The 14823-nt window shown below is 32.2% G+C and carries 12 protein-coding genes; 9 read left to right on the plus strand and 3 right to left on the minus strand.

Features of this window, described 5'->3' with window-relative positions; all coding sequences use genetic code 11:
- Positions 1-14 precede the first annotated feature (14 nt).
- The 3 genes from D1818_RS03705 to D1818_RS03715 all read left to right on the plus strand — a co-directional run bounded on the left by D1818_RS03705 (position 15) and on the right by D1818_RS03715 (position 4619).
- The gene (locus tag D1818_RS03705; protein WP_118456452.1) at positions 15-1475 is read left to right on the plus strand and encodes an alkaline phosphatase PhoX; all 1461 of its coding nucleotides are present in this window, start codon (positions 15-17) and stop codon (positions 1473-1475) included.
- A 23-nt stretch (positions 1476-1498) separates the two neighbouring features.
- Positions 1499-3301, plus strand: coding sequence for a cytochrome-c peroxidase (locus D1818_RS03710; RefSeq protein ID WP_118456453.1), 1803 nt, complete (start codon positions 1499-1501; stop codon positions 3299-3301).
- Between the two features lie 100 nt (positions 3302-3401).
- Positions 3402-4619 (plus strand): ATP-binding protein, encoded by a 1218-nt coding sequence (locus D1818_RS03715; RefSeq protein ID WP_371682598.1) that lies wholly within the window; start codon positions 3402-3404, stop codon positions 4617-4619.
- Here the strand turns inward: D1818_RS03715 and D1818_RS03720 are convergent.
- Both D1818_RS03720 and D1818_RS03725 read right to left on the minus strand, forming a co-directional pair.
- The gene (locus D1818_RS03720; protein ID WP_118456455.1) at positions 4616-6172 is read right to left on the minus strand and encodes an NAD(P)/FAD-dependent oxidoreductase; all 1557 of its coding nucleotides are present in this window, start codon (positions 6170-6172) and stop codon (positions 4616-4618) included. The genes D1818_RS03715 and D1818_RS03720 overlap by 4 nt on opposite strands.
- 52 nt (positions 6173-6224) lie before the next feature.
- Positions 6225-6953 (minus strand): NYN domain-containing protein, encoded by a 729-nt coding sequence (locus D1818_RS03725; RefSeq protein ID WP_118456456.1) that lies wholly within the window; start codon positions 6951-6953, stop codon positions 6225-6227.
- 54 nt (positions 6954-7007) lie between these two features.
- On the opposite strand from D1818_RS03725, the gene D1818_RS03730 reads away from it, so the two are divergent.
- From D1818_RS03730 to D1818_RS03740, 3 genes are all read left to right on the plus strand, one after another.
- On the plus strand, positions 7008-7742 hold the full coding sequence (locus D1818_RS03730) for a YqjF family protein (RefSeq protein WP_118456457.1): 735 nt from the start codon (positions 7008-7010) through the stop codon (positions 7740-7742).
- A gap of 29 nt (positions 7743-7771) precedes the next feature.
- Positions 7772-8428, plus strand: a complete 657-nt coding sequence (locus tag D1818_RS03735; RefSeq protein WP_118456458.1) for a VOC family protein — start codon at positions 7772-7774, stop codon at positions 8426-8428.
- A gap of 207 nt (positions 8429-8635) precedes the next feature.
- A complete protein-coding gene (locus D1818_RS03740; protein WP_118456459.1) occupies positions 8636-9145 on the plus strand; it encodes a porin family protein in 510 nt (169 codons plus the stop codon).
- A gap of 55 nt (positions 9146-9200) precedes the next feature.
- Here D1818_RS03740 and D1818_RS03745 read toward each other — a convergent pair whose 3' ends face one another.
- A complete protein-coding gene (locus tag D1818_RS03745; RefSeq protein ID WP_118456460.1) occupies positions 9201-10430 on the minus strand; it encodes a DEAD/DEAH box helicase in 1230 nt (409 codons plus the stop codon).
- A gap of 264 nt (positions 10431-10694) precedes the next feature.
- Here D1818_RS03745 and D1818_RS03750 point away from each other — a divergent pair, with 264 nt between their 5' ends.
- The 3 genes from D1818_RS03750 (at position 10695) to D1818_RS03760 (ending at position 14769) form a co-directional block, all read left to right on the plus strand.
- A complete protein-coding gene (locus D1818_RS03750; RefSeq protein ID WP_118456461.1) occupies positions 10695-11492 on the plus strand; it encodes a hypothetical protein in 798 nt (265 codons plus the stop codon).
- A 101-nt stretch (positions 11493-11593) separates the two neighbouring features.
- Positions 11594-13519, plus strand: a complete 1926-nt coding sequence (locus D1818_RS03755) for a BatA and WFA domain-containing protein (protein ID WP_118456462.1) — start codon at positions 11594-11596, stop codon at positions 13517-13519.
- Positions 13516-14769 carry a dihydroorotase family protein gene (locus D1818_RS03760; RefSeq protein ID WP_118456463.1) on the plus strand — a complete coding sequence of 418 codons (1254 nt, stop codon included), beginning with the start codon at positions 13516-13518 and terminating at the stop codon, positions 14767-14769. Before D1818_RS03755 ends, D1818_RS03760 begins: the two co-directional genes overlap by 4 nt.
- Positions 14770-14823: the final 54 nt, after the last annotated feature.

Here is a 14823-nt window from a genome sequence, read left to right on the forward strand (position 1 = left end):
AAATTTACACAATCATGAAAAATTACTTAAGACTTCTTGCGCTATGTTGCGGTTTGCTATTCATTTCTTGTAACGATGATGATGATACTTCAACACCACCTATAGGAGATCTAATTGAATTAGAAAGCAGATCAACCTCGCCTGTTCTTCTGAAAAAAATGTCTGGTTTCACAGATATTGAAATCTACAATTTACTTTCATCAGAAGATACGTACATTCCTAATTTTACTTACGGTTCTATGGCCGACGGAGCAGGTTTACTTCGTAATGCAGATGGAACATATACGTTAATAAATAATATAGAAGCAGACTACGCTATAGCAAGAATCACATTAGATGAAACTTTTAAACCTATAAAAGGAGAACATATTCTTAATGCGGTTGCTACTGCAGAAACAGCTCAATGTTCAGGTTCTATGATCTCTCCAGAGGAACACGGTTTTGGTCCTATGTATTTATCTGGAGGAGAATGGGGAGGAAATTCTAAAGGGGTTTTCGCTACTGATCCATACAGAGACCCTTCTGTTGCTTCTACTCCAAGAATGTTAACTGCAATGGGACAATGGTCTACAGAAAATGCAGTAGCAATTGGAAAAGATGCTTATTCAGATAAAACAGTGGTATTTATAGGCGATGACAACAGTAATAACGAGATTCCTTCTGGTCAGTTGGGTATGTATGTTGGAAACCGAGGAGATCTTGAAGGAGGAAAACTATATGGACTAAAAGTTACTTCTCCCGGAATTACATATGAAATGGATATGGAAGAAGGTACAGCATATGATATGGAGTTCGTAGAACTTACCGAAAAAGATATTGATCTATTAGATACTGAAGCTAAATCAAAAGGTGTCATGGGATTCTCTAGATTAGAGGATATCGACTGGAGAAGAGGCTCTGCTACTAACAATAGAGAAGTATATTTAGCAGTGACAGGTAGAGATAAACCAGACCTTATCGGAAAAGGAACTCGCTCTGGAAGAGTTTATAAAGTAGTATTGAACGAAAATGATCCTACTGGAGCTGGTAAAATTACTTGTGTATTAGATGGTGACAAAGAAGGCGGCAAAGCTGAAGCTTTTCACAGTCCAGATAATATTTTAGTAACAGAAAATTATGCCTATATCCAGGAAGATCCAAACGGAATTCAGGATTTTAAACCAGCCGCTGCTCATTACGCCAGATTATACCAATATGATCTTAATTCAGGAGCTCTAAAAGCGGTTTTAGAATGTGATCAAGTAGCTGCTGCCGCTCAAGGGTATGGTCCTGCAGATAGAACTTGGGAAATAACAGGAATGATTGATATCTCTGATATTATTGGTGTTGATGAAACATTTATCTTAATTACTCAAAATCACGGTTGGGAAAAAACAGATGGAACACCTTTTACAGATCCTAATGCCAACCCAAATGTGGCAGACAGCAGAAAAGAAGGAAGTATGATGTATATAGTTAAGGGATTAGGAAGATAATATTTATATCAGATTATAATAAAATGCAGTTATTTTTAAACTATAAAATTAGTAAAGAGGCTTGTCGTATGATAAGCCTCTTTATGTTATTTATCATATTTTCTTGTACTAAGGAAAAAAAGACAGAAAAACTACCGGTTAATACAATTATGCAACAACAATTTGATGCAGACATTTTAGCTACGATTGTATATCTCGATAGTATTAATCAAAATCCATCTAATGCCGAAAACAATTTTAAGGAAGCTAAAAAATATTTCAAAAAGTTAGAGCCTATACTATCAGGCTTGGATGTAGAGAATTATGGATTTCTTAATCAACCAAATATTTTAAAAGTCGAAGAAGAAGATTTTACAGATATCAAAATTAAATCCCCAAGTGGTTTTCAAGTTCTTGAAGAAGAGCTTTTTGCAGATAAAATAGATACAATCGCAATTATAAAACATGTTAATCTAATCACAGGTAGATTAAAGCTTATTAAAAAAAATACAAGCTTTGATCACCTAAAACCATATCATTTTCTGTGGTTACTTAGAAAAGCAATAGTAAGAGTAGCACTTACAGGGATTACCGGTTTTGATTCTCCGGTATTAGAAAACTCATTAGGAGATTCTCGAATAGTTTACCAAAGCTTGCATACATATTTATCAATCTTTAAGGATGAATTTAGTGATAAAAACCTATTCAATACATGGCAAACTGAAATCGAAACTACTCTGGATAATTTAGAAGGAAATTTTAATAAATTTGACAGGTATCATTTCATCAAAAACCATACACACAAACAGTTAAACCTGTGGAATCAGACAGTAACGGACTGGGAGGTAAAATTTCCTTTCGAATTGGCAATAAAAAATGATGCTACTTCTCTATTTTCGTCAAACACTTTTAATGTGAATTATTTTGCTGATCAAAGTCAAAAAGAACTAAGTTCAGAAAAAGTAATACTCGGTAAAAGATTGTTTTATGATACCAATCTCTCATCTACTAAAAAGATAAGCTGTGCGACTTGTCATCAACCCGAAAAAGCATTTACAGATGGGCTAAAAATTTCTAAAGGGGTCACTCGTAACAGCCCAACGCTAATGTATGCAGCATTACAACAAGCTTTCTTTTATGATAAGAGAGCTGGTGGACTAGAAGGCCAAATCATAAATGTAGTGGAGAATCAAAATGAATTTCATACAGACTTAGAAACTTTAGAAAATGCTGTTTTAGCAGATACTACATATATTAAAGACTTTTCAAAGGTATACCCAAATCGAAAAATAAATAATAATGATATTAGAAATGCCATTGCAAGCTATATCAGAAGTTTAATTCCCTTTAATTCTAAATTTGATAGAAATATAAATAATATTGAGAACACTCTTTCTCAGAATGAAATTAATGGTTTTAATCTTTTTAATGGTAAAGCCAAATGTGCTACTTGTCATTTTGCTCCATTATTTAATGGTACCGTTCCTCCGGATTATAAAGAATCTGAAATAGAACTAATTGGGGTTCCTGCATCCAATGATACTATTAATGCAGTTATAAGTGAAGACTTAGGAAGATATATGGTGTATCAAACACCTGAACGAAAACACTTTTTTAAAACGCCAACAGTACGAAACGCCGATATAACGGGGCCATACATGCATAATGGGGTATATAATACATTAGAAGAAGTTATGGATTTTTATAATCGTGGTGGCGGAGCTGGTATAGGAATAGATCAACCATATCAAACCTTGCCTCCAGATCCTCTAAATTTAACAAAACATGAGATTGATGATATTATTGCTTTTATAAAAAGTTTAAACGAAAATATGGGTGAATATTAGATATTTAGGTGTTTTTGGAATAATCTGAGTAGGGAATCCTTAATTTGTGATTTTTTTTTGTTAATTTTATTAAGAATTGTTTCAAATAAGGCAATTCCTGATGAAGATGATCGTACCAGCATTCCCTGTAAATGAAGATTTTAGAATTGAAGCTTTAAAATCGTTGAATATTCTTGATACCAAATCTGAAGATAAGTTTGATGAGATTACAGCGCTGGCTGCATATTTGTGTGATACAGAAATTGCTTTAATATCGTTAGTAGATAATGATAGAGAATGGTTTAAGTCTTCATACGGCTTTTCGACTACTGAAATCCCAAGAAAACATTCTTTCTGTGCACATGCAATTCTGGAACCGGATACTCCATTAATAGTTAATGATGCCAGAACAGATGAACGTTTTCACGATAACCCGCTTACTTTAAACGGTACGGTAATCTTTTATGCCAGCATCGCGCTTATTGATAAAAATGGGTTTGCACTAGGAACTTTATGTGTGATTGATCGGCAACCCAAAGAACTCAGTGACAAACAACTAGAAGCTTTAAAATCACTTGCTCATCAAGTTGTTATTTTATTTGAACTCAATAAAAAAAATGATGATTTAAAAAAGGTAGAAGATAAACTGAGAAAACGAAATGAATCTTTAAAAGAATTTGCCAGAGTAATTTCTCATGATTTAAAAATGCCATTAGCAAATGTTATTACCACTTCGGATTTATTAAAATTGAAATTAGCAAATAATCTAGATAAGGAAACTTCAGAATATTTTGAATATATAAAACAGTCCTCATTTTCGATGAGTGATTATATTAATGATGTCTTAGATCATTATGAAAGTGATAGCTTAGCTCAAAATAAACCAGAACTATTTAAACTTAACCACCTTCTTAGAGAAATTGCAGAGCTACTAAGCATAAAACCAGATTGCACAATCAATTTCCCGGAATCAAACCCTGCTTTGAATTGTAATAAATCTGCATTAAAACAGATTTTTTTTAATCTGATAGGTAATAGTATCAAGTATAATGATAAAGAACATATTATAATAGATATAGAACATACAGAGGACAATATCTTTTATTTTTTTAAGATCACTGACAACGGAATGGGTATCCCAGATAATCAGATAGATTCTATTTTCGAACTATTTACTACGGCTAACGGAACTGACCGAAGTGGTAATAAAGGGAATGGAATAGGACTTTCTACCGTAAAAAAATTAGTAGAGACACTTGGAGGGTGTATCAAGGTGAAATCTGACCTTGGAGTACAAACATCATTTAATTTTTCTATTAAAAAACAAACAAAAATCTAAGCTATAGTAGCTACGCAAGCTTCAGTACACTTTTCTCCGTCTATTGCTGCAGAAATGATTCCTCCCGCATAACCGGCACCTTCTCCACAAGGATAGAGTCCTTTTATTTGTGTATGTTCTAACGTGTATCGATCTCTTGGTATTCTTACAGGAGATGAAGTTCTGGATTCTGGAGCGTGAACAACGGCTTCATTTGTTAGATACCCGCGCATACTTTTATCAAAAGCCTTAAAACCCTCCCTAAGTGTATTATGAATAAACTTTGGGAAAACTTCATTCATATCTACAGATGTCAAACCAGGTTTGTATGAGGTCTCGGGTAAATCCAAAGATGTCTTTCCCTGTGTTAGATCTACTAAGCGTTGTGCAGGAACCCGTTGAGTTTCTCCGGCTAGAAGCCAAGCTTGCTGTTCTATTTTTTTCTGAAAATAAATTCCAGCCAAAGGTCCATATTCAGAAAACTCTTTAAAATCTTCTAAACGTAATTCCACTACAATTCCGCTATTAGATGTAGGTTGATCTCTTTTTGACGGTGACCAGCCATTAGTAACTACTTCTCCAGGACTCGTAGCACAAGGAGCAATCACTCCGCCCGGACACATACAGAAAGAATACATTCCTCTCCCCTTTACCTGTTTTACTATACTATAAGGAGATGGAGGAAGATATGGCCCTCGAACATCACATTTATACTGTATTTGATCGATTAATTGTTGAGAATGTTCTACTCTAACGCCTAATGCAAATGGTTTTGCTTCTATTTCAATCTGTTTTTTATATAATAACTCAAAAACATCTCTGGCCGAATGTCCTGTAGCCAGAATTACTTTATTGGTATCGATCGTATCACCATTTTGTAATGTTACACCAGCAATTTTAGAATTCTTGATACTAAAATCAGTTACACGTGTTTCAAAATGTATTTCTCCGCCATGTTCTTTTATTTTTTCTCTAATAGCCGCTATAATCGCGGGTAATTTATTCGTTCCTATATGAGGGTGTGCTTCTACTAAAATCTGATCCGTTGCTCCAAAAGCAACTAACAATTGAAGAATACGGTTTACATCTCCCCTTTTCTTAGAACGTGTATATAACTTACCATCACTGTAGGTACCTGCTCCTCCTTCTCCAAAACAATAATTAGAATCTTCATTTACAATATGATCTCTATTTATTGCTTTAAGATCTCTCCTTCTGTTACGAACATCCTTGCCTCTTTCTAATACTATCGGCTTATAACCTAATTCTACACAGCGTAAAGCAGCAAATAATCCTGCTGGACCTGCTCCAATAATGACAATCTCGCTTGCTTTTGATACATCTGGATATTCTGGTAACTGAATTGATTCTTCTACAAAATCTTCCTGTACATATACCTTTATTTTCAGATTTACTTTAATAGCTTTTTGACGAGCATCAATAGATCGTTTTAAAATTTGGATGTGTCTTATTTCTTTTAAAGAGATACCATTCTTTCTAGACACTTGGGATTTCAACCGATCAGAATCTGCCGCTATTTCTGGTGTTACTTGTATGCTAAATTCGTGTTGCAAAGGATCTTAATTCTAGTTTTTCGCGAAGATACAATGTTATAAAAAAACAAATCTATTTATTACGAACATAAACCAATTTAAACTTTCGATTACTTTGATCTCTTTGCTCTATCTCAAATTGTGTTAGTGACTTAAATAAAGGTGTTAACTTTTCGAACCCAAAATTTCTAGAATCAAAATTAGGTTGTTTTTTAAGAATAAGAGAACCTACATCTCCCATAAAAGCCCATCCATCTTCATCAGCAGCATCAGAAACAGAATTTCTTAGTAACCTCATTACTTTAGGAGTAATTTTATCTAAGTTAGATTTTTCTGACTTTTCTTTACCATCCTTTTTCTCCGTATCCTTATTCAGAATTTCTAGATAAATAAACTTATCACAAGCTACAATAAAGGGATCTGGTGTTTTCTTTTCTCCAAGTCCATATACGACAACACCCGCTTCTCTTAATCTCATAGCTAATTTAGTGAAATCACTATCAGAAGAAACTAAACAAAATCCATTAACTTTTTCTGAATATAAAATATCCATGGCATCTATAATCATTGCAGAATCCGTTGCATTTTTACCGGTTGTATAGCTATATTGTTGAATAGGATTTATAGCATTTTCGAGTAGAACATTCTTCCATTTCGCCAAATATGGTTTGGTCCAGTCTCCATAAATCCGTTTAATGGTTGGTGTACCGTACTTGGTAATCTCTTCCATCATCTCTTTTAAATATTTTGCTGGTATATTATCGCCATCAATTAAGACAGCTAATTTTGTATCTTTAATCATGTTTTTAAAGGTACGTAAATAGGATATCTAAAAAAAGTATTCAATACTAATCTAATGACCATACGAGAAATACTAAAAAACACTCTACATCGACCTTGGGACATACCTAATGAACCTTGGAAATACTACCAAGAGTGGAATAACGCAATTTTCCTTCATTGGAAAGTAGATTATGATGAACTTAAGAATTTTGTTCCTAAAGAATTGGAAATAGATTTGTTTGAGGGAAATGCCTGGGTTTCATTAGTAGCATTTTCTATGGAAAAAATTAGACCGAAACATCTTCCATACTTTCCTCCTATTTCTAATTTTGAAGAAATCAATATTCGAACATACATCAAATCAGGAAAAAAGACAGGAGTTTATTTCTTAAGTATTGAAGGAGGAAAAAAGATTTCTTGTAAAATCGCCAGAAAAATTTCTGAATTACCTTATCGATATTCTAAAATGAAAAGAAAATCAGGTTTCTACACTTCATCTAATAATAGTTTTAGAGACGTATTTAAAATTCAATTTAATTTAGGAAAAGAACAAAAAACTAAATCCAATTTAGATATTTGGTTAACAGAACGCTATGCCCTTTTTCAGGATACCCAAGATGCTATTAATGAATACGAAATCCATCATCCAGAATGGCCGTTACAAGAAATAGAAATTAAAAGTTTAAGCGTTCAGTATGCTCGTTTTATGAACTTACTAAAAGGAACTCCTAATCAAATTGGATATTCTAAAGGATTGCAAGTAATTGCTTGGGGAATGAATAAAAAAAGTAAAGCTGATTATAATTAAATACATTTTAATAAAAGTTAAACTAAAAAGTGGAGATTAAATTTTTAAAAATATTTTCAAAAAACATAGAAGCTCAGAAAGAGTTTTACAAAAACATTCTAGAGTTTTCCTATGAATTGGAATCTAACGGTTTTAAAATCAAAACTCAAGAAAACACTTTGTCCTTTGAAAAGTCCGAAAAGGAGTATTATTATCATTTTGCATTTTTAATACCAACAGGTTCAATCTATAAAGCAATTGACTTTTTAGAGAATAAAAACATTTTTCTTTTACCATATAAAGGAGAGAAAATAATCCAATTCGATAGTGGAAGAGCCATTTATTTTTATGATAAGGATAAAAATATAGTTGAATTTATTGAACGGCCCTTAGTAAACTATCCTAAAAGCAATAGTTTTTCTATTGATCAGGTAATAAAGCTTAATGAAATAGGATTGCCTCATATAAATCCTATAAAAATGGCAAATACTTTAATTAATAAATTCGGAATTAATCCTATAAACAGAAATAGTTTTAGAGAAAACTTTTGTTGGGTTGGCGATCATAACGGAGTGATTATTGTAACGGAAGAAGGAAGAAATTGGCTCCCAACGGATAGACCTGGAATTATAAATGATTTCACCATCTGTTATCAAGAAAATGGAATAGAATACAACATCTCTTTTGAAAACAACGAAGTAAAATAAAGAAATAAAAGTTCTTTTTATCAAAAAAAACACTAATAGCAGTTTTTAATCCGAAAAAACGAAGCTTTTGTCGATCCTTTCTGTTACTAGGGTTTACAAGGTTTTATACCAATAAACAGCATTTATTTATATCTCAATTACGCTGTTTTAACCTTTTATTAATATATAAGTTTCTATATTTGATTTGAACAATCAATAATTAGACTTATGAAAAAACTATTTTTTTTAGCCATTGCGCTTATCGGTTTTACCACAGTTTCAAATGCACAAAGTATTAAATTTGGTGTTAAAGGAGGTGTGAATTTTGCTAATGTAGATTCTCGATTTGACACTGATGCCAGAACTGGTTTTCATCTAGGAGCGGTAGCAACTATAGGCTTACCTGGTAAATTTGCTATTCAACCAGAAGTTTTATATTCTGCCCAAGGAACTGATGATTTAAAAGTAGATTACATCAACGTTCCAATTTTAGTGAAATACAAATTTCTAAAGTTTCTTAGTTTCGAAGCAGGACCACAATTTGGTGTTGTTGTCAATGATGATTATCAGGTGGGAGAACCAGAAAGCTTTGATGTAAGTGTTGCTGCTGGAGTTGGTGTTTCCTTTGCAAAATTCTTCGCTCAAGCTAGATACAATCATGGAGTAACAGACATTGATGATGCTATTGGTAGTCAAAATAGAACTTTTCAGCTTTCTGTAGGATACTATATTTTCTAACAAGAAATATAACAATTATAAAAAAAGCAGAAGTTAAACTTCTGCTTTTTTTATTTTACGATCTTTTACGTCTTCTATTATTATTTCTATTATTACGTTTAGGTCTTCCTTGCTGATTTTTCTTTGGTGGTGCAGCGTTATAATCAAAAATAAAACTTGGTTCAAAACCTTCTATGGTTTCTTTAGGTAGCGTTAATCCTAGTAATTTCTCTATTCCTTTTACGTATGCTACTTCTTCCTGAGAAACTAAAGAGATTGCTTCTCCACTTGCTCCTGCTCTACCGGTACGACCGATTCTATGCACATAATCTTCAGAAATATTTGGTAATTCATAATTGATTACATGTGGTAATAAAGGGATATCCAATCCTCTAGCAGCAATATCAGTTGCTACTAATACTCTAATTTTATTTTGTTTAAAACCTGCCAATGCTTTTGTTCTTGCTCCTTGACTTTTATTTCCGTGTATTGCGGCAGATGTGATTCCGTTTTTTACTAACTTTTCGCTTAAACGATTTGCTCCGTGTTTAGTTCTAGTAAAGATCAAAACTTGCTTCCAATTTCCTTCAGAAATTAATTTAATAACGACTTCGTTTTTCTTAGCCTTATCAACCTTATACATCTTTTGATCTACCTTCTCTGCAGTTGTATTCTCTGGAGCTGCTTCTACAGATACAGGGTGATGTAAAATCCCGTTAGCCAACTTTTTGATTTCCTTAGAGAATGTAGCAGAAAATAATAAGTTCTGTCTTTTCTTAGGCAATAGTGCGAGTATTTTATTGATATCTCTCTGAAATCCCATATCCAGCATTCTATCCGCTTCATCCAATACTAGAATCTCAGTTTTTGCCAGAGAAAGTGCTCTCTGACTATGCAAATCTAGTAAGCGGCCAGGAGTAGCAACTAATATATCAACTCCATTTCTTAGAGATCTGATCTGTGGATTAGCATTTACACCTCCAAAAACTACCATAGACCTCAAATCTACAAATTCACTATATGCTTTTACATTATCTAATATTTGGGCAGCTAGTTCTCTGGTTGGAGTTAATATTAATGCTCTAATAGGTCTTTTTCTGTAATGTTGACCTTGCGATAATAACTGAAGTATCGGTAATGTAAAACCAGCTGTTTTACCAGTTCCCGTTTGAGCCGATGCTAATACATCTTTTCTTTCTAAAATTGGTGGTATTGCTTTTTCCTGAATTGGAGAAGGAACAGTATATCCTTTTTTATCGATTGCTTTTAATAAAGCATCGGATAATCCTAATGAATTAAATGACATATAAATTGTTTAAGAAACAACAATCTATTACGTTATGCCATTTCTGAATGCAGCAGCAAAGGTACGCCTATTTTTTAGTATTAAAATTTTCTTAATAGTTTTCTCTATTTATTTGAAATCTAACTCAAAAAATACTTTATTTATTACAAAATGTATTACTCCATTATCAAATTTAAATTCTTGTGTTTTATAAATACAAAGTGGCTCTTCGCTATATTAGCTAATTGTAGAAATGATTATTGAAATAACTAATTTAAAGACATTATGCAATCTAAGTATATCTTTAATCCGATTTTTATCAGTTCGTTATTGATTCTTTTGATAAATGATTTCTTTCTTAAATATGCCTTTCATAATTGGATTACCGGAAAATTATCTGACATATTTGGAATTATAGTTTTTGCTTTATTTTTAACAGCGTTTACCAGTAAATTTAAAAAAAGCATATTTATAATTACAGCCTTTGCTTTTAGCTTTTGGAAAACATCTTATAGCCAACCTATTATTGAATTTTGGAATACTTTAAAAATTATACAATTTGACAGAACCATAGATTATACTGATATTATTTGTGTTTTAGTCTTAATCCCCTTATATCAATACAGCCCTTCCATTCTTTTAATTAAGTCTAAAACGATAGTATTTAAGTTAGTCAAACCTGCTTTAATAAGTATAACTTTCTTTGCTATATTAAGTACTTCGCAAAGACGTTATCTAATACCATCTTCCATGAAATTAGACAAAAATATTACTATTAAAATGTCTAATGATTCATTTTTCCGTCAATTAGAAAAAGATAAGATCAACTACCAAAAAGATGATATATTGATTGTAAAAAGAGATACTTTTGACAAGTATATTCTTAGAAATATTGTTTTAGATTACGATACAATACAAAAAGTAACCATCGGTGTAAGAGAAAGAAAAAATAAAACCAAAGTATATATAGATAGTTTGGTGAATATAAAAGATGATAAAAGTTATTATTTTACCGTTAATAAAAAATGGTTAAAAACATATAAAGTAGATTTGATAGAATTATTGAATAATACAAATAAGTAAAACTATTTGATCGGTTACGTTATTTTCTTACCCTAAAAATTCGTTAAGCCTAAACGGTCAATAACAAATCTTATAGTATATTTGACAAACGTTAATCAAGAATGCAATTTAGACACCCAGAATTTCTTTATGCTTTATTTGCACTTGTTATTCCTATTATAGTCCATTTATTTCAATTACGTCGTTTTCAGAAGGTATCTTTTACCAATGTACAATTTCTAAAAGCGGTTACAATACAGACACGTAAAAGTTCTCAGATAAAAAAATGGTTAACACTTCTTGCTAGATTATTGGCTCTAGCGGGACTTATTATTGCTTTTGCGCAACCGTTTTTAGCTTCAGAAGAAATCGTTGGTAAGAAAAGTGAAACAGCAATTTACCTGGATAATTCTTTTAGTATGCAAGCCAAAGGCTCTAAAGGTCCTTTGTTACAGAGAGCTATCCAAGAGCTATTGAGTGTATTACCAGAAGATGAAACGATCTCTATCTTTACGAATACCAAAACATTTAAGGATGTTAGTAAAAAAGACATTCAGAATGATTTACTTCAACTCGAATACACATCCAATCAAATACCTTATAGTGCAGCATACCTAAAAGGAAAACAACTTATCGGAAATGCTCCAGAAACTATTAAAAGGATCATTATGGTCTCTGATTTTCAGCAAAAAAATGAAGCTTTTGATCTTCCATTTGATGCTGATACCGAAACAAATTTTGTGCAACTAAAACCAGTAACTCGTCAAAATATTTCGATAGACAGTCTTTCATTACAGCGTAATACAAATAATGAATTAGTTCTTAATGTTCTAGTGAGTAATACAGATGCTAATGCAGATAATGTATCTCTTGCCTTTTATAATGACGAAAAGTTATTAGCAAAAACCTCTGTTTCAATTCCTAAAAATGGGACAATTAGCACCCAGTTTAAAATTGATGAAAACATCAAAGTTAATGGTCGTATTGTACTAGAAGACCCTGCCTTAACCTTTGATAATTCTAGATATTTCACCATTAATACGCCAGAAAAGATTAAAGTCTTGGCCATCAATGAAGCAAACGATAGTTTTATAAAAAACATTTATACCGCTGATGAATTCTTTCTAATAAGTACAGTACTGGAAAAGCTAAATTATAATGATATTAGTAATTCTAATCTGGTGCTAATTAACGAAATGAAACAAATTCCGGTCTCATTAATCAATGCGCTTAAATCATTCGAAGATCAAGGCGGTACCATATGTTTTATTCCCGCTACAGATGGCAATATTGTTTCGTACCAACAACTAATTAATAGTTTTTCTAAAGAAGGTTTATTAGAATTAAATACGTTAGAAAAAAGAATAACCGGTATTAATTTTTCGCACCCACTATATAGAGGAGTTTTTGACAAAAGAATAACTAATTTTCAATATCCTAAAGTTAATTCATTCTATAGAACCAATTCTGATAATAGTATTTTATCTTTCGAGGATCGTACACCCTTTTTATATAAGACAAATTCTTTGTACATCTTTACAGCATCAATTAATAACGAGAATTCTAATTTTAAGAATTCGCCACTAATTGTTCCAACCTTATATAATATAGGGAAACAAAGTTTACAACTCTCCGATATATCATATACTATAGGACAAACGAACACTTATGATATTCCGATATCTTTAGGACAGGATGGAATATTATCTTTAGAATCGAAGGAAGAAAGTAATATCCCTCTCCAACAAAGCTTTGCTACCAAAGTAAGAATTACAACGGATGAAGTGCCTACAAAGGCTGGAATATATGCGTTAAAAGATAAAGAACAACTTATCCAAAATGTAAGCTATAACTACAATACTTCAGAAAGTGATTTACAATATTACGACCTTTCTACTACGACAGAATATGAAGTAAATGATTCTATAACATCCCTATTTGAACAAATAAAAGAAGAAAGTAGTATTCATGAACTTTGGAAATGGTTTATTATTTTTGCTCTGATTTTCTTATTAATTGAAATCCTATTATTAAAATATCTAAAATGAATTTCTTATTAAAGGCTGCTACCATTATTGATCCCTCTTCGCCCTTTCATAATCAAACGGTAGATATTCTCATCGAAAACGGAATAATTAAGGATATTGATGCTTTGATTGATGCTAAGGAAAATGTAGAAGAAATTAAACTGGACACACTGCACGTATCACAAGGATGGTTTGATAGTAGCGTAAGTTTTGGAGAACCAGGATATGAAGAACGAGAAACTATAAACAATGGATTAACTGTCGCTGCTAAAAGTGGTTTTACCAGTATAGCTATTAATCCAAATACCTTACCAATCACAGATACAGGTGCCTCTGTAGGCTTCCTAAAAGGAAAAGCATTACAGAACCCTGTCAACCTCCACCCTATTGGATCCTTAACAACCAAATCTGAGGGTATCGATATGGCGGAGCTATATGATATGAAACAAGCTGGAGCCGTAGCCTTTGGAGATTATAAGAAATCTGTTAGAAATCCAAACTTGCTTAAAATAGCTTTATTATATGCTCAAAACTTTGATGGGCTTGTACTTTCTTTTCCACAAGATAATAGTATTGCAGGAAAAGGCATGGTAAATGAAGAAGAACAAAGCACATTACTCGGACTAAAAGGAATTCCTGCGCTGGCAGAAGAATTACAAATCTCCAGAGATCTTTTCCTACTGGAATATACTGGAGGAAAATTACATATTCCAACAATATCCACAGCTAAGTCTGTTCAATTAATCAGAGAGGCTAAAGCGAATGGATTACAAGTAAGCTGTAGCGTTTCTGTACATCATTTATCTCTTACCGATGATGAGCTGACTACTTTTGAAACTAATTACAAAGTATTACCTCCGTTGAGGACCCAAAAAGATGTAAATTCTTTAATAGAAGGTGTTAAGGATGGAACTATCGATATGGTAACCGGCGATCACCAACCTATGGATATTGAACATAAAAAGGTAGAGTTTGATAATGCGAAATATGGAACTATTGGTTTAGAAAGTGCATTTGGAATACTAAATAGTATACTAAGTGTTGACCAAACTATAGCACTACTTACACAAGGAAAATCAATTTTTGGAATCGAAAGTATTTCTATTGATAAAGGAAATAAAGCCGATTTATCCTTATTCACACCAAAAGGGAATACAACATTTGTAGAAAAAAATATACTATCGACTTCTAAAAATAGTGCGTTTCTAAATAAGACTATAAAAGGAAGTACATATGGAATTGTCGGTAATGGCCAGTTAATATTGAAGTAAAATAGTATTTTAACAATATCTGCTTATAATGAATACTTCTTATACCTATCACAG

The sequence above is a fragment of the Aquimarina sp. BL5 genome (assembly GCF_003443675.1).
Classification (GTDB): domain Bacteria; phylum Bacteroidota; class Bacteroidia; order Flavobacteriales; family Flavobacteriaceae; genus Aquimarina.

Coding starts and splice junctions, on each gene's coding strand:
- D1818_RS03705 (WP_118456452.1), top strand. CDS start 15: ATGAAAAATTACTTAAGACTTCTTGCGCTATGTTGCGGTTTGCTATTC.
- D1818_RS03710 (WP_118456453.1), top strand. CDS start 1,499: ATGCAGTTATTTTTAAACTATAAAATTAGTAAAGAGGCTTGTCGTATG.
- D1818_RS03715 (WP_371682598.1), top strand. CDS start 3,402: ATGAAGATGATCGTACCAGCATTCCCTGTAAATGAAGATTTTAGAATT.
- D1818_RS03725 (WP_118456456.1), bottom strand. CDS start 6,953: ATGATTAAAGATACAAAATTAGCTGTCTTAATTGATGGCGATAATATA.
- D1818_RS03730 (WP_118456457.1), top strand. CDS start 7,008: ATGACCATACGAGAAATACTAAAAAACACTCTACATCGACCTTGGGAC.
- D1818_RS03740 (WP_118456459.1), top strand. CDS start 8,636: ATGAAAAAACTATTTTTTTTAGCCATTGCGCTTATCGGTTTTACCACA.
- D1818_RS03745 (WP_118456460.1), bottom strand. CDS start 10,430: ATGTCATTTAATTCATTAGGATTATCCGATGCTTTATTAAAAGCAATC.
- D1818_RS03750 (WP_118456461.1), top strand. CDS start 10,695: ATGCAATCTAAGTATATCTTTAATCCGATTTTTATCAGTTCGTTATTG.
- D1818_RS03755 (WP_118456462.1), top strand. CDS start 11,594: ATGCAATTTAGACACCCAGAATTTCTTTATGCTTTATTTGCACTTGTT.
- D1818_RS03760 (WP_118456463.1), top strand. CDS start 13,516: ATGAATTTCTTATTAAAGGCTGCTACCATTATTGATCCCTCTTCGCCC.